10 protein-coding genes are annotated in these 15289 nt (G+C 73.0%); 8 read left to right on the forward strand and 2 right to left on the reverse strand.

Annotated features, from left to right (window positions below):
• The first annotated feature begins 115 nt into the window (after window positions 1–115).
• From N912_RS0138270 to N912_RS0138300, 7 genes are read left to right on the forward strand one after another with little or no spacing between them, the layout of a single operon-like run.
• Window positions 116–916 (forward strand): hydroxypyruvate isomerase family protein, encoded by an 801-nt coding sequence (locus N912_RS0138270; protein ID WP_051581417.1) that lies wholly within the window; start codon window positions 116–118, stop codon window positions 914–916.
• Between the two features lie 58 nt (window positions 917–974).
• Window positions 975–1856 carry a 2-hydroxy-3-oxopropionate reductase gene (locus tag N912_RS0138275; protein WP_028926577.1) on the forward strand — a complete coding sequence of 294 codons (882 nt, stop codon included), beginning with the start codon at window positions 975–977 and terminating at the stop codon, window positions 1854–1856.
• A 14-nt stretch (window positions 1857–1870) separates the two neighbouring features.
• Complete coding sequence (gene gcl / locus N912_RS0138280; RefSeq protein ID WP_028926578.1) at window positions 1871–3646, forward strand: glyoxylate carboligase; 1776 nt, start codon at window positions 1871–1873, stop codon at window positions 3644–3646.
• Entirely contained in the window at window positions 3646–4983 is a 1338-nt protein-coding gene (allB, locus tag N912_RS57295) for an allantoinase AllB (protein ID WP_211261549.1), read from the forward strand. Before gcl ends, allB begins: the two co-directional genes overlap by 1 nt.
• Window positions 4984–5019: 36 nt before the next feature.
• Window positions 5020–6171, forward strand: coding sequence for an allantoicase (gene alc / locus N912_RS57300; protein ID WP_037068806.1), 1152 nt, complete (start codon window positions 5020–5022; stop codon window positions 6169–6171).
• Window positions 6172–6196: 25 nt separating this feature from the next.
• Complete coding sequence (locus tag N912_RS57305) at window positions 6197–7210, forward strand: LLM class flavin-dependent oxidoreductase (protein ID WP_051581418.1); 1014 nt, start codon at window positions 6197–6199, stop codon at window positions 7208–7210.
• Window positions 7207–8628: an MFS transporter gene (locus N912_RS0138300; RefSeq protein WP_245645726.1), complete on the forward strand. Its 1422-nt coding sequence runs from the start codon at window positions 7207–7209 to the stop codon at window positions 8626–8628. The genes N912_RS57305 and N912_RS0138300 overlap by 4 nt, the downstream gene beginning before the upstream one ends.
• Here N912_RS0138300 and N912_RS57310 read toward each other — a convergent pair.
• Window positions 8612–10756, reverse strand: a complete 2145-nt coding sequence (locus tag N912_RS57310; RefSeq protein ID WP_064745512.1) for a terpene synthase family protein — start codon at window positions 10754–10756, stop codon at window positions 8612–8614. The two genes, N912_RS0138300 and N912_RS57310, sit on opposite strands and share 17 nt — an antisense overlap.
• A 457-nt stretch (window positions 10757–11213) precedes the next feature.
• On the opposite strand from N912_RS57310, the gene N912_RS0138310 reads away from it, so the two are divergent.
• Window positions 11214–14306 carry a UvrD-helicase domain-containing protein gene (locus N912_RS0138310; protein WP_028926580.1) on the forward strand — a complete coding sequence of 1031 codons (3093 nt, stop codon included), beginning with the start codon at window positions 11214–11216 and terminating at the stop codon, window positions 14304–14306.
• Here N912_RS0138310 and N912_RS0138315 read toward each other — a convergent pair.
• The gene (locus tag N912_RS0138315; protein WP_028926581.1) at window positions 14288–15274 is read right to left on the reverse strand and encodes an LLM class flavin-dependent oxidoreductase; all 987 of its coding nucleotides are present in this window, start codon (window positions 15272–15274) and stop codon (window positions 14288–14290) included. The genes N912_RS0138310 and N912_RS0138315 overlap by 19 nt on opposite strands.
• Between the last annotated feature and the right edge of the window lie 15 nt (window positions 15275–15289).

The following is a 15289-nucleotide window of genomic DNA, read 5'->3' on the forward strand; positions in this document are numbered from 1 at the left end:
ACGGGCTTGACGCAGCCCACTCGGACTCATTACTTTCGTTCTACAGAAACTTACATCCACGATACGGAAAGTAGATGGTTCCGCCGTGAGTCCCCGGTACGAGGCCAACCTGTCGATGCTGTTCACCGAGCTGCCGCTGTTGGAGCGGCCGGCCGCCGCCGCGGCCGCCGGGTTCTCCGCCGTGGAGTTCTGGTGGCCGTTCCCGGTCGCGGTGCCGGCCGACCGGGAGGTGGACGCGTTCGTCGCGGCGGTCACGGACGCGGGCGTCCAGCTCGCCGGGCTGAACTTCTTCGCCGGTGACATGCCCGGCGGCGACCGGGGCGTGGTCTCCTGGCCCAAGCGCAGCGCGGAGTTCCGGGACAACGTCGACGTCACCATCGGCATCGGGGAGCGGCTGGGCTGCCGGGCGTTCAACGCGCTCTACGGCAACCGGATCGAGGGCGCCGACCCGCACGAGCAGGACGAGCTCGCGGCGATCAACCTCGCCCTGGCCGGCCGCGCGGCCTCCCGCATCGGCGGGACCGTGCTGGTCGAGCCGGTGAGCGGCGCGCCGCGCTACCCGCTGCGCACGGCGGCCGACGCCATCGGCGTCATCGACCGGGTCGCCGAGCAGGCCGACGTGCGCAACGTCGGCTTCCTCTGCGACCTCTACCACCTCGCGGTCAACGGCGACGACCTGGACAAGGTGATCGCCCGCTACGGCGACCGGGTCGCGCACGTCCAGATCGCCGACGCCCCCGGCCGGGGCGAGCCAGGCACCGGCGAGCTGGCCCTGTCCCGCTACCTGGGTGACCTCGAAGCGCGCGGCTACCGCGGCTGGGTAGGCCTGGAGTACAAGCCCGCCAACGGCACCGAGCCCGGCCTGGCCTGGCTCCCCCGCGACCGCCGCGCCGCCGCACCTGTGGACAACCCGTGAGTGGTAAGCGGTGCTATGGCACCGTTTACCACTCACGGGTTCTGACCAGGGAGGATGCATGACGACCATTGGGTTCATCGGGCTGGGGATCATGGGTGCGCCGATGTCGGTGCACCTGGTCAAGGCCGGGTTCACGGTTAACGGGTTCAATCGGACGGCGGCCAAGGCGGCTCCGCTGGTCGAAGCCGGCGGGCGCGCGGCGGGGTCGATCGCGGACGCGGTGGCGGACGCGGACGTGGTGGCGGTGATGGTGCCGGACTCGCCGGACGTGCGCGCGGTGCTGGCCGGCGAGGGCGGGGTGTTCGAGAACGCCAAGCCGGGCGCGCTGATCATCGATTTTTCCAGCATCCGGCCGGACGTCACGAAGGAGCTGGCGGAGCAGGCCCACGTCAACGGGTTGCGGATGTTGGATGCGCCGGTCTCCGGGGGTGAGGCGGGCGCGCGCAACGCCGCGTTGTCGATCATGGTCGGGGGCGCGGCGGAGGACTTCGAGGCGGCGCGGCCGGTGTTCGACGCGGTCGGCAAGACGGTGGTGCACGTCGGGCCGAGCGGTTCCGGGCAGACGGTCAAGGCGGCGAACCAGCTGATCGTGGCCAGCAACATCCAGGCGCTGGCCGAGGCGGTGGTGTTCCTGCGCGCCTACGGCGTCGATCTGGAGGCCGCCCTGGAGGTGCTCGGCGGTGGGCTGGCCGGCTCGGCGGTGCTCACCCAGAAGAAGGGCAACATGCTGGAGAACACCTTCCAGCCGGGCTTCCGCATCGAGCTGCACCACAAGGACCTGGGCATCGTGACCAGTGCCGCCCGTGAGGCCGGCGTGGTGCTGCCGGCCGGCGCGCTGGTCGCCCAGTTGATGGCATCGGCGCTCGCCGTCGGCGACGGCGGGCTGGACCACTCGGCGCTGCTGCGCGGCGTCGAACGCCTCTCCGGCACGAACACGTAGGAAAGGACTCCGTCATGGCACGAATGCGAGCTGTGGACGCGGCGGTCGCGATTCTGGAGCGCGAGGGCGCCACCCAGGCGTTCGGCGTCCCGGGCGCGGCGATCAACCCGTTCTACTCGGCGATGAAGGCGCACGGCGGCATCCGCCACGTGCTGGCCCGCCACGTCGAGGGCGCCTCGCACATGGCGGAGGGCTACACGCGGGCGCGCGCCGGCAACATCGGGGTGTGCATCGGGACGTCAGGGCCGGCCGGCACCGACATGGTCACCGGGCTGTACTCGGCGACGGCCGACTCGATCCCGATCCTGTGCATCACCGGCCAGGCGCCGCGCTCGCGGCTGCACAAGGAGGACTTCCAGGCCGTCGACATCACCGCCATCGCCAAGCCGGTGACGAAGATGGCGATGACCGTCCTGGAGCCCGCCCAGGTGCCCGGCGCGTTCCAGCAGGCCTTCCACCTGATGCGCTCCGGCCGCCCCGGCCCGGTGCTCATCGACCTGCCGCTGGACGTCCAACTGTCCGAGATCGAGTTCGACCCGGACACCTACCAGCCACTGCCGGTCTACAAACCGGCCGCGACCCGCGCCCAGGCGGAGAAGGCGATGGACCTGCTGGCCAGCGCGCAGCACCCGGTGATCGTGGCCGGCGGCGGCATCGTCAACGCCGACGCGGCCGACCTGCTGGTGTCGTTCGCCGAGGTCACCGGCGTCCCGGTGATCCCGACCCTGATGGGCTGGGGCACCATCCCGGACGACCATCCGCTGATGGCCGGCATGGCCGGGCTGCAGACCGCGCACCGCCACGGCAACGCCACCCTGCTGGAGTCCGACCTGGTGCTCGGCATCGGCAACCGGTGGGCGAACCGGCACACCGGCGGACTGGAGACGTATACAAAAGGCCGCAGGTTCGTGCACGTCGACATCGAGCCGACCCAGATCGGCCGGGTGTTCGCGCCGGACTACGGCATCGTGTCCGACGCGCACGCCGCGCTGTCGCTGCTGGTCGAGGTGGCGCACGCGCGCAAGGGCGAGGGCCGGCTGCCGGACTGGTCGGGATGGTCGGCGGCCTGCCTGGAGCGCAAGCGGACCATGCACCGCCGCACCCACTTCGACGACACCCCGGTCAAGCCGCAGCGGGTGTACGAAGAGATGAACAAGGCGTTCGGGCGGGACGTCCGCTACGTCAGCTCGATCGGGCTGTCCCAGATCGCCGCCGCCCAGTTCCTGCACGTGTACGGCCCGCGCCGGTGGATCAACTGCGGGCAGGCCGGGCCGCTGGGCTGGACCGCGCCCGCCGCGCTGGGCGTGGTCGCGGCCGACCCGGACACCCCGGTGGTGGCGCTGTCCGGCGACTACGACTTCCAGTTCCTGATCGAGGAGCTGGCCGTCGGCGCCCAGTTCCACCTGCCGTACCTGCACGTGCTGGTGAACAACGCCTACCTCGGGCTGATCCGCCAGGCGCAGCGCCAGTTCGACATGGACTACGCGGTGCAGCTGTCCTTCGAGAACATCAACGCCCCCGAGACCGGCGGCTACGGGGTGGACCACGTCCGGGTCGCCGAGGGCCTGGGCTGCAAGGCCATCCGGGTGACCGAGCCCGACGGGATCGCCGACGCGTTCGCCGAGGCCCGCCGCCTGATGGCCGAGCACCGGGTCCCGGTCGTGGTGGAGATCGTCCTGGAGCGGATCACGAACATCGCGATGGGCACGGAGTTGGACAACGTCACCGAGTTCGAGCCGCTCGCCACCACACCGGAGGACGCCCCCACGGCCGTGGGCATGATGACGTAGTGGAACTCGTGGTACGGGCGGCCAGGGTGGTCGCGGACGATGCCATAGTGGCGCGTCAGGTCGGGGTGGCGGACGGGCGGATCGTGGCCGTCGAGCCGCTGGACGGGCCGCCACTGGACGCCGCCGAGACGCTCACCCTGGCCGAGGACGAGGTGCTGCTGCCCGGGCTGGTGGACGCGCACGTGCACGTCAACGAGCCCGGGCGCACCGAGTGGGAGGGGTTCGCCACCGCCACCAGGGCGGCCGCCGCCGGCGGGGTGACCACGCTGGTGGACATGCCGCTGAACAGCATCCCGCCGACGGTGGACGTCGCCGCGCTCGATACGAAACGCAAGGCGGCGGCCGACGCCGGGCTGGCCGTGGACGTCGGGTTCTGGGGCGGCGCGGTGCCCGGAAACCTGGCCGAGCTGCGCGGGCTGCACGAGGCCGGGGTGTTCGGCTTCAAGTGCTTCCTGCTGCCGTCCGGGGTGGACGAGTTCCCGCCGCTGCCACCCGACGAGCTGCCCGCCGTGATGGCCGAGATCGCCCGGCTCGGCTCGCTGCTGATCGTGCACGCCGAGGACTGCACGGTGATCGACAACGCCCCGCCCGCGCACGGTACCCGGTACGCCGACTTCCTGGCCTCCCGGCCGCGCGACGCGGAGAACCGGGCGATCGCCCAGGTCATCGACGCGGCTCGCACGAGCGGCGCGCGGGTGCACGTGCTGCACCTGTCGTCCTCGGACGCGCTGCCGGCGATCCGGGCGGCCCGCCGCGACGGCGTGTCGATCACCGCCGAGACCTGCCCGCACTACCTGTACTTCGCCGCCGAGGACGTCCCCGACGGCCAGACCCAGTACAAGTGCTGCCCACCGATCCGGGAGGCAGCCAACCGCCAGCGGCTCTGGGACGGCCTGCGCGACGGCGACATCGACGCGATCGTCTCCGACCACTCGCCGTGCACCCCGGACCTCAAGCACCTCGACGCCGGCGACTTCGGCACCGCCTGGGGCGGCATCGCGTCCCTGCAGCTCGGCCTGCCCGCCATCTGGACCCAGGCGCGCCGCCGTGGCCACACCCTGCCCGACCTCGCCCGCTGGATGGCTCGGCGGCCGGCCGAGATCGCCGGCGTCCCCCGCAAGGGCGCCATCAAGGTCGGCAACGACGCCGACTTCTGCGTCTTCGCCCCCGACCAGCAGTTCGTCGTCGACCCCACCGCCCTCCACCACCGCCACCCCCTCACCCCGTACGCCAACCACCGCCTCACAGGCACCGTCCGCACCACCTACCTCCGAGGCACCCCCACCCCCGCGCCCGCCCGCCTGCTCACCCGCGAGTCGGGGATTTCATCAGGGTGAGTCGGGGATTTCGTCAGACGCCGCGAAGGAGCCACCATGACCGACCCGTCCCTCCCGGAGTTCGCCCGCCTCGTGGACCTGGCGTCGCGCCGGCTCGGCGGTGGCGTGGTCGCGGCTAACGACGAGCTGTTCGCCGAGCGGGAGAACCTGATCAAGCCGGAGGCGCCGACGCACAGCGCCGCCACGTTCGGCCACAAGGGCCAGGTGTACGACGGCTGGGAGACCCGCAGGCGCCGCGAGCCGGGGTTCGACTGGGCGATCGTGCGCCTCGGCGTGCCCGGGGTGGTGCGCGGCGTGGTGGTGGACACCGCGTTCTTCACCGGCAACTACCCGCCGGAGGTCTCCGTCGAGGGCCTCGCGGTGGACGGCTACCCCTCAGCGGCCGAGCTGGCCGACGCCGACTGGTTCCCGCTGCTCGGGCGGGTCGGCGTCAAGGGCGACGCCCGCAACCCGTTCGCCGTCGAGCAGGAGAGGTACGTCACGCACGTGCGGCTGTGCCTGTACCCGGACGGCGGGGTGGCACGGCTGCGGGTGCACGGCGAGCCGGTTGCCGACCCCCGGTTCCTGTCCGCCGGCGCGCTCGACCTGGCCGCGCTGGAGAACGGCGCCGACGTGGTGGACTGCAGCAACATGTTCTACTCCTCGCCGCGCAACCTGATCTCGCCCGGGCTGACCAGGACGATGGGCGAGGGCTGGGAGACCGCGCGCCGCCGCGACGACGGCAACGACCACGTCGAGCTGCGGCTGGCCGGCCCGGGCGTGGTGCGCCAGGCCGAGCTGGACACCAGCCACTTCGTCGGCAACGCCCCGGGCTGGGCCACCCTGCGCGGCCGGGACGCGCGCGCCGCCGCGCCGGACGCCTGGGTCGAGCTGCTCCCCCGCCAGCGGCTGCAGCCCGACACCCGGCACCGCTTCCGGCTGCCGTCCCACCCGGAGGTCACGCACGTTCGGCTGGACGTCTACCCGGACGGCGGGATGGCCAGGCTGCGGCTGTGGGGCGAGCTGTCCGAGCCCGGCCGCGACGAGCTGACCGCGCGCTGGTTCGACCTGCTGCCCGCCGAGCTGGCCGGCCGGATCCTGGTCGCCGAGGCGGGTGTCCCGGTCGAACGGGCGGCCGAGCTGGTGGCCGCGCGCCCGTTCGCGCCCGGCGAGCTGCCCCCGGAGGTGCGCGGCCTCGCCCTGGGTTGACCCGCGCTGTCGTAGCGTGGGCGCCGTGCGGTTGTCGGTGCTGGACACCTCGCCGATCGTGAGCGGCTCCACGGCGCGCGAGGCGCTGGGCAACAGCGTCGACCTTGCGCGCTGGGCCGAGCGGCTGGGCTACCACCGGTACTGGGTGGCGGAGCACCACGGCATGCCCGGCGTGGCGAGCGCGGCGCCCGCCGTGCTGGTCGGCCGGCTCGCGGCGGCCACCTCGCGGATCCGGGTGGGCGCCGGCGGCGTGCTGTTGCGCAACCACACGCCGATCGTGGTCGCCGAGCAGTTCGGCACCCTGGAGGCCCTCCACCCCGGCCGGATCGATCTCGGCATCGGCCGGTCGATCGGCGGCCGCGCGCAGACCGCCGACCTGGTGCGCGGCCGGAGCGAGCCGGCCTCGGCGAGCTTCCCGGAACGGCTCGACGAGCTGCTCGGCCACTTCACACAGCACACGAGCCGCGCGATACCCGCCGAAGGCAACGCCCCACCGGTCTGGCTGCTCGGCTCGTCCGAGGCCAGCGCGCGGCTGGCCGGCCCGCTCGGCCTGCCGTACGCGTTCGCCCACCACCTCAACCCGGACGCCACGGCCGCCGCGCTGCGGTCCTACCGCGAGACGTTCCGGCCGTCCCGGGTCGCGTGCGAACCGACGGCGCTGCTCAGCGTCTCGGTGATCGCGGCGGACACCGAGGAGCACGCCGAATGGCTGGCCGGCCCGAGCAAGCTCAAGTTCCTGGCCCGCCGGAGCGGGAGGTCCATCCTGCTGCCACCGCCGGAGCAGGCCGCCGCCTACCCGTACACCGACCAGGAACGCGCCGCGATCGACGCACAGTTCGCAACCGTCCTCGTCGGCTCGCCCGACACGGTCCGCGACCGGCTGCGCGCGCTGGCCGAGGACACCGGCGTCGACGAGCTCATGCTCACCACCCGGGTCCACGACCACTCCGACCGCCGACGCTCGTACCAGCTCATCGCCGAGGCTCGTCCGCACCCCTTGACCTCTACAATAGTTGAGGATTTAGCGTCGCCTTCGTGAGCGACCACGCGCCGAAGTGCCCGGCCAGACCCCTGTCCGTTCCCGAGCCCGAGCCCGCGCCGGCGCACGGCAGCGGTGACGAGCCGACCCGGACCCGCTGGGCGCCGGTGGTCGCGCTCGGGCTGGCGATGCTGGTGGTCACCGCCGAGCTGACCATGTCGGCGGTCACCCTGCCCAGCATCGCCGCCGACCTGGGCGTGAGCCCGGCGGCCGCCGCCTGGGTGCTGCTGGCGTACTCGCTGCCGATGGCGGCGATCGCTATCCCGGCCGGCCGCTGGGCGGACCGGGCCAGCGTGCGCGCCGCGCTGTTGCTGTCCATGATCGGGGTCGGGGCGGCCAGCGTGCTGTCCGCGATCGCGCCCACGTTCTGGCTGCTGCTGGCCGCCCGGGTGGTGCAGGGCGTCGCGGGCGGGCTGGTGGTCGCGGTGTACATGCCGCTGATCACCAGCGCGGTCCGGCCGGAGCGGCGGGGCAGCGCGATCGGCGCCATCATCACGATCATGACCCTGGGCGGCGTGGCAGGCGCCCCGCTCGGTGGTGTGGTGGCCGACGCGTTCGGCTGGCGCGCGGTGTTCCTGATCAAGCTGCCGCTGCTGGCCGCCGTGGTGTGGATGGGGGTACGGACGGTCAGCGGCGGCGGCACCGGCCTGCCCGCCCCGGACCGGTCGCTGCTGGGCGAGGCGCTGTTGCTCGGCGGCGCGGTGACCGGCGTGCTCCTCGCGTTCGACAACCTGGCCGGGCGGCCCGCGATCGGCGGTGCGCTGATGGTCGCGGCGCTGGTGCTGGCCGCGTGGTGGGGGCGTCTGGACAGCGCGCGGCCTATGGTCACGCTGATCCGGGCTCGCGCGTTCGGCGGGAACCTGGTGGCGTTGTTCGCGATGAGCATGTCCGCCGGGCTGATCTTCTTCCTGGTGCCGTACCTGGTCGCGGACGTGCTGCGCGGCGGCCCCCAGGCGACCGGCGTGGCGCTGCTGTTCTACATCGGGGCCATCGCGCCGGTCTCGCCGCTGGCCGGGCTGCTCGCCGACCGGCGCGGCACCCGGCCGGTGATCGTCGCGGGGTCGGTGCTGATCGTGGTCGCGATGCTGACCATGCTGACGGTGGGCGCCGGCGACGGGCTGGTGGACGTGGCGTGGCGGATGGCGCTGCTCGGGGTGGGCGCCGGGCTGTTCAACACGCCGATCAACACCGCCACGCTGGCCGCCGCCCCGGCCGGCATGGCCGGTTCGGCGGGCGGCGCGAGCATGACGTCACGCTCGGTGGCGATGACCATGGGCTCCTCGGTGGCCGCGCTGTGCTGGACGCTGGCCGGCGGCGGGCTGGCCGGCTTCCGCGCCGGGGTGGTCACGCTCGCGGCGGTCGCACTGGCCGGGCTGGTCGCGTTCCTGGCCATCGTGGGCGTCAGGCGCGCAGGTTGAGGCCGTCCCGCACCGGCCCGGGCGGCTCGGGCGGTTCGGACAGCTCCGGGAGCCAGCCGCCCGTCGACCGGGTCACCCGCCGGCGCAGCTCGTGCTCGCTGTAGCGCTCGCAGTGGCGGTGCCATTCGAGCGTCCCGGCCATCCAGTCGCGCAGCCACTGGACGTGCCGGTCGAGCGCCGCCCGTGCCGGCGGCCCAAGGTTCAGTTGGGCGGCTAGCGCGGGCAGCTCGTGGCCGGCCAGGTGCTCGAACTGCCCGACCCTGGCCGTCATCAGGTCCGAGGTCAGGTCGCGGGCGGTCCACCTGTCGACCTCGAGGAAGTTCTCCAGCACCAGGACGAGGTTGTGCACGTCGCCCTCCAGCTCGACCTCCTTCTGGTACGAGAACAGGTCGTTGGTGAAGCACGCGTAGTCCTGGGCGGCGGTCCGCAGCTCGCGCACCACCCGGGTGTCGCGCAGCTCCGGCGGGAGGTCGCCGGGGATCCCGGCCAGGAGCATCGCCAGCTCCGCCCCTGACGTGCGGCGGCGCGTCTCGACGTAGTCCAGCGGATCCGGGATCCGGTTGCGTTCCTGGTTGTCCAGCTCCCAGACCCAGCTCGCGGTCATCTCCAGCACGGCGTCCCGCAGCGCGGTGTCCCCCGGCGTTCGGCGCCACAGGTCGGCCAGCCCGCGCTCCAGCGGGTTCGCCGGCTCCGGCGCGCGCTCGCCGTCCAGCGGCAGGAACGCCGCCAGCCGTTCGTGGCAGGCCCCGGCGCCGGCCAGGTCGCCGGACGCCCCGAACGCCGCCGGCAGGTAGTCGTCGGCGTAGGCGCCCCAGGCCAGCCAGTCCGCGTGCAGCGCGAGCCGCTCGGCGTCCGCGTCGGCGTGGATCATCGCGGCGTGGTGCGCGACGTCCAGGCCGAGGAAGCGCCGCTCGTCCCACAGCCCACCGCCCGGGCACCCGGGTACGGCGTCGAACATGCCCATCCGCCGTGCCCAGTCGACGGTGTGGCGGCGGGTGGCGTCCAGGTGCCGGCCGGTGCGGAACGGGTAGGGCATGTGCAGCTTCGGCAGCGGCAGCGGGCCGACCGGCTGGAACGGGATCCGCGGGTACCCCCGGGAGGGCCGTTGTGTCCCTGGCAGCGGCGTCAACCGCAGCCCCGGGGTGCCCGGCCCGGTCGGTCCGCCGAGCCGGTCGCGCCGGGGCTCGCCGACGCGGTAGCCGTCGTTCATGTAGCGGCTGGACCGGGCGTGCCACTCGTGCCAGCCGGCCTGCCAGTCCCGCAGCGCGTTCACGCAGCCGGCCGGCGGCCCGGCCAGCGCGGCCTCCTCGAACCGGGCCATCCGCGCCGTGAGCAGGCCGTTGACCAGCTCCGCCGCCCGCTGTGTCGAGCAGTCGAAGAACCTCTCGAAGACCCGTACCGCGTTGGCGTTCTCCCCCTCCTCCCACACCTCGCGCTGGTAGGAGAACAGGTCGTTGCGCAGTTGCGCGGCGTCGGCGAAGGCACGCACCAGTGAACGCATCGGCTCGGACCCGGCCAGCTCGTCGGGCACCTCGACGCCGGCCGCCAGTTCGACCAGTTCGACCAGCGCCGCCGCCCATCGCCCGACCCCGAACCGCCCGCGCACCTGCGCGTACTCGACCGGGTTGGGGATCCGCTCCACGTCGATGTTGGCCAGCTTCCACCGCGCCTCGACGATCAGGTTCCGCGTCGCCTTCGTGAACCGCCGCCAGCCCGCCGTCCCCAGCGAAGCCGTGCGCTCCCAGAGGTCCGCGAGCCCCGCCTCCGCCGGGTTGCCGGGCTCCGGGGAGTCGCCGGTCAGGAACGTGTCGAGCCGGTCCAGGACGTCGCGTGCGCCGGCCGGGTCGCGCGGGCGCGTGAAGTGCGCGGCAACGTGGTCGTCGACGAAGAACGCCCAGAGGTACCACTCCGTGACCAGCTCCAGCGTCGGCCCGTCACAGTCCGGGTGGGCGTGCGCGCCCAGCAGCGCGAAGTCCATCCGTTCCAGGGCCTCGTCGTCCCAGACGGCCGCGTCCAGCATGCCCATCCGCCTCGCCCAGGCCGCGCCGTGCGCCCGTGCCCGCTCCAGGTGCGGGTTGCGCCGGGCCGGGTGGGCCAGCTGGAACTCCGGCAGGATGAATGCCCGCATCAATCGCTTTCCCTAGTTCCCGTTCACATTCCACGTAATGCGCGGGTCACGTCCGCGCGACAGAATTCGATGGGCACGAACCGAAGCTAGTGCCGTGTAAACGAGGTCGTCTTACCCGCCTTCGGCGCCCAGGCGGCGCCCCGCCGCGTTGTCGTCGCCCCCGATACAACCCCGGTATCGGGGACTCCTCCGCCTTGCGGTGCATCCACCTGGATCACCGAATCCGGGCAAGGAACCTCGTTTACACGACACTAGGCGGGCTCATCGCCGATGAACCAGCCCTCAACGGCGGTATCAACCACATTGAGTGAAACCGCGAGCACACGCTGTACTTCACCGATCCAGGAAGCTATTCCGAACGATTCTGACACTCAATAGCGGCGAATCTGGGCGACAATTCACCGGGCGAACTCACCCCCGACCGAGGCGTGGGCGGGACGCGTGACATGATCCCGCCGTGCGTTTCCATGCCGATCTGCACATCCACTCCAAGTACTCCAGGGCCTGCAGCAAGGACTGCGATCTCGAGCACCTGACGTGGTGGGCGCGGCGCAAGGGCGTCACCCTCGTCGGCACCGGTGACTTCACCCATCCGGCCTGGTACGAGCACCTGCGGGAGTGCCTGGTGCCGGCCGAGGAGGGGCTGTTCCGGCTGCGCGGCGACCTGGACGCGGACATCAGCCGGACGCTGCCGCCCAGCGTGGCCGCCGCCGAGGTCAGGTTCATGCTCTCGGTGGAGATCTCCACGATCTACAAGCGCGCCGACCGCACCCGCAAGGTGCACCACCTCATCTACATGCCGGACTTCGACGCTGCCGCGGAGTTCAACCGCCGGCTGGGGCGGATCGGGAACCTGGGCTCGGACGGGCGGCCGATCCTCGGGCTGGACTCGCGCGACCTGCTGGAGATCACCCTGGAATCCGGCGCCGGCTCGTACCTGGTGCCGGCGCACGTCTGGACGCCGTGGTTCGCGGTGCTGGGCTCGAAGTCCGGCTTCGACGCGATCGACGACTGCTACGCCGACCTGGCCGGGCACATCTTCGCGCTGGAGACCGGCCTGTCCAGCGACCCGGAGATGAACTGGAAGATCAGCGCGCTGGACCGCTACCGGCTGGTGAGCAACTCCGACGCGCACTCCCCGCCGATGCTCGGCCGCGAGGCCACCGTGTTCGACACCGACCTGGACTACTACGCGGTCCGCCGCGCCCTGGAGACCGGGCACGGGCACCAGGGGTCGATCGAGTTCTTCCCGGAGGAGGGCAAGTACCACGTCGACGGGCACCGCAAGTGCGGCGTGCGGTTCGACCCGCACGAGACCCGCGAGCACGGCGGCCGCTGCCCGGAATGCGGCAAGCCGCTGACCGTCGGCGTGCTGAACCGGGTCGAGGAGCTGGCCGACCGCGCGTCGCCGGAGAAGCCGGAGGGGGCCGCCGGCTTCCGCTGCCTCGTCCAGCTCCCGGAGATCATGAGCGAGATCCTCGGCACCGGCCCGAAGAGCAAGAAGGTGCTGACCGAGATCGACAAGCTGACCGCCGCGCTCGGCCCTGAGCTGTCCATCCTGCAGGACGTCCCGGTCGACGACGTCGGAAAGCACTCCACGCTGCTGGCCGAGGCGCTGACCCGGCTGCGCGGCGGCCAGGTCATCCGCGAGGCCGGCTACGACGGCGAGTACGGCGTGATCAGGCTGTTCGAACCCGGCGAGCTGACGCGGCTGCGCACGGTCACCGCCCCCGCCCTGTTCGACGACCTCGCGCCCACCCCGCCCGCCACCGCGCGCACACCCCGACGCCGCGCCACCCCCGCGCCCGACATCGAGCCCGCCGACACCGATCCGCCCGGGGAAACGCGCGGCCACACCGCCGACGACGGCTCGCTGCTCGGCGGGCTCGACCCCGACCAGCGGGCGGCGGCCGAGCTGGCCGACGGCCCGCTACTGATCATCGCCGGACCCGGCACCGGCAAGACCCGCACGCTCACCCACAGGATCGCGCACCTGCTCACCGCGCACGGCGTGCCGCCCGAACAGTGCCTGGCGATCACCTTCACCCGCCGCGCCGCGGACGAGCTGTCCGAGCGCCTGGCCGCGCTCGCACCCGAGCACGCCCCCGCCCTCACCATCGCCACCTTCCACGCCCTGGGCGTTCGCATCCTGCGCGAACAGCACGACCGCGCCGGCCTGGGCGCGCACTTCGGCATCGCCGACCGCGCCCAGCAGCTGGCCATCGCGACGGAGGTGGCGGGCACCGAGGCGGAGGCGCGCCGCCTGCTGGACGACCCGGCGCGCGAGCCCGAGCTGGCCGAGCGCTACCGCAAGGAGCTGCGCGGGCGCGACCTGGTCGACTTCGACGACCTGGTGCGGCTGCCGGTGACGCTGCTGGAGTCCGACCCGGAGCTGACCGAGGCGTACCGGAACCGGTACCGCTGGATCTCGGTGGACGAGTACCAGGACGTCGACGAGTGGCAGTACCGGCTGCTGCGCCGGCTCGCCCCGGCGGACGGGAACCTCACCGCGATCGGCGACCCCGACCAGGCCATCTACCGGTTCCGGGGCGCGGACGTGGGCTTCTTCCTACGCTTCCGACAGGACTTCCCGGCCGCCCGGACCGTCTCGCTGACCCGCAACTACCGGTGCAACGCCCCGATCCTGACCGGCGCGCTGCGGGTGGTCGCGCCAGGCACGCTGGTGCCGGACCGCGAGCTGCGCCCGGTCGGGACCGGGCTCGGGGACGCGCTGGTCGGGGTGCACACCGCGGCGGACGAGCAGGCCGAGGCGTCGTTCGTGGCGCGCACCATCGAGCGGCTGCTCGGCGGGGCGTCGTTCCACTCGCTGGACAGCGGGCGGGTCGACTCCGACGGCACGCAGGGGCTGGACTTCTCCGACTTCGCCGTGCTCTACCGCACGGGACGGCAGGCGCGCGCGGTGATGGAGGCGCTGACCACCGCCGGGCTGCCGTTCCAGCGGCGCTCGCACGACCGGCTGGCCGACCGGCCGGGGGTGGAACCGATCCTCACCGAGCTGGGCTTCCGGCCCGCCGGTACGCCGGAGACGACGTCGGTGCTGGCCCGGTTGCGGGTGGCCGCGGGGGCCGTGTTGGAGCGGTTCGATACCCCGGAGATCGTGCACAGCGCCGTCGACCTGCTCACGCCGCTGGCGGTGCGCCACGGCAACGACCTCGCGGGCTTCCGCGCGGAGCTGGCGCTGGGCGTCGAGGTGGACACCTGGGACCCGCGCGCCGACCGGGTGTCGCTGCTGACCCTGCACGCCTCGAAGGGGCTGGAGTTCCCGGTGGTGTTCGTCGTCGGCTGCGAGGACGGGCTGCTGCCGCTGCGCTGGCCTGGCGCGGGTCGTGCCGAACCCGACGACGAGCACGTCCGCGAGGAACGCCGGCTGCTGTTCGTCGGCATGACCAGGGCGCAGCGGCACCTCTACCTGAGCCACTCCGGCGAGCGCTCGCCGTTCCTGTCCGCCCTCACCCCGGCCGTGTCCGAGCGGATCGGCGACGCCGCCCCCCGCCGCAAGCCACGGGACCCTCAGCTGCGCCTGCTGTAGGCCTGCGCCGCCGAGGCGAACGCCTCCAGCTCACGGGGCACGTCCGGGCCTGCCGGCTGGTAGACGATCTCCGTAGCGCCGGCCGCCGCCAGCCCGGCCAGCTTCTCCCGCCAGCCGGCACCGTCCAGCGCGAACCCGCCGCGCACCAGCACCTCACCGGTGACGAACGGCCGGTCCCGCTCGCTCACCTCGGCCATGTGGCCGTCGTGCAGCACCAGATGCCGCTCGGCGGGCGGCACATCGTCGTACGCGGCCGCCCACCGCTCCCCGCCGGGCATCAGATCCGCCCGGCCCAGCTCCACGGCGCCGTGCAACATCAGGCACGCGGCGTGCCCGGCAGCGGCCAGCACCCGCGCCGAGCCGGGGTCCTCGCCGTCATCGAGCACGGTGCCCAGGGCGAGCACCGCGCTCCACCCGAACCCGGGCACCGGCGACCCCGCCGTGAACACGCCGTCCGCCAGCTCCCTGGCCGCCGCCACCCCCTTCGGCCCCTGCACACCGAACAGGAACGGCACCCGCAGCGGCCGCTCCGGACCGAAGCCCGCCCGGTGCAGCATCCGGACTGTTGCGCCCTCCCACTCGGCGTCCTCGCCATCCAGCAGCGCCTTCACCACCCGCACGTACTCGGTAACCGCGCTCCACCGGATCGGCCGCTGCCCGAGCGTGAGCCGACCGGTGAACCCGGTGCCCACCGCGACCGCCACCCGCTCCGGCCCGGCGATCGCGGCCAGCGTGGCAATCGCTGCCGCGTTGGTCATCGGATGACGCAGGGTGGGCACCAGGACGGCAGGCCCGAGCCCGATCCGCTCGGTGCGCTCGGCGGCCCGGCACAGCTGCACCCAGACGTCGGCGTACAGCGCGGGCGAGTCGTAGAACCAGGCACGGTGGTAACCGAGGCGCTCCGCGACCGCGGCATGCTCGTGGCTGTCCAGGGAGGTGTTGAACGCGCACGACATCCTCGGCGGCATGCCCACGATTGTGAC

The sequence above is a fragment of the Actinospineispora acaciae DSM 45401 genome (assembly GCF_000620785.1).
GTDB classification, from domain to species: domain Bacteria; phylum Actinomycetota; class Actinomycetes; order Mycobacteriales; family Pseudonocardiaceae; genus Pseudonocardia; species Pseudonocardia acaciae.

What these genes read in the sequence shown, in the direction of transcription:
- N912_RS57310 (WP_064745512.1), bottom strand. Translation starts at nt 10,756, where the DNA reads ATGCGGGCATTCATCCTGCCGGAGTTCCAGCTGGCCCACCCGGCCCGG.
- N912_RS0138315 (WP_028926581.1), bottom strand. Translation starts at nt 15,274, where the DNA reads ATGCCGCCGAGGATGTCGTGCGCGTTCAACACCTCCCTGGACAGCCAC.
- N912_RS0138275 (WP_028926577.1), top strand. Translation starts at nt 975, where the DNA reads ATGACGACCATTGGGTTCATCGGGCTGGGGATCATGGGTGCGCCGATG.
- N912_RS0138270 (WP_051581417.1), top strand. Translation starts at nt 116, where the DNA reads ATGCTGTTCACCGAGCTGCCGCTGTTGGAGCGGCCGGCCGCCGCCGCG.
- alc (WP_037068806.1), top strand. Translation starts at nt 5,020, where the DNA reads ATGACCGACCCGTCCCTCCCGGAGTTCGCCCGCCTCGTGGACCTGGCG.
- gcl (WP_028926578.1), top strand. Translation starts at nt 1,871, where the DNA reads ATGGCACGAATGCGAGCTGTGGACGCGGCGGTCGCGATTCTGGAGCGC.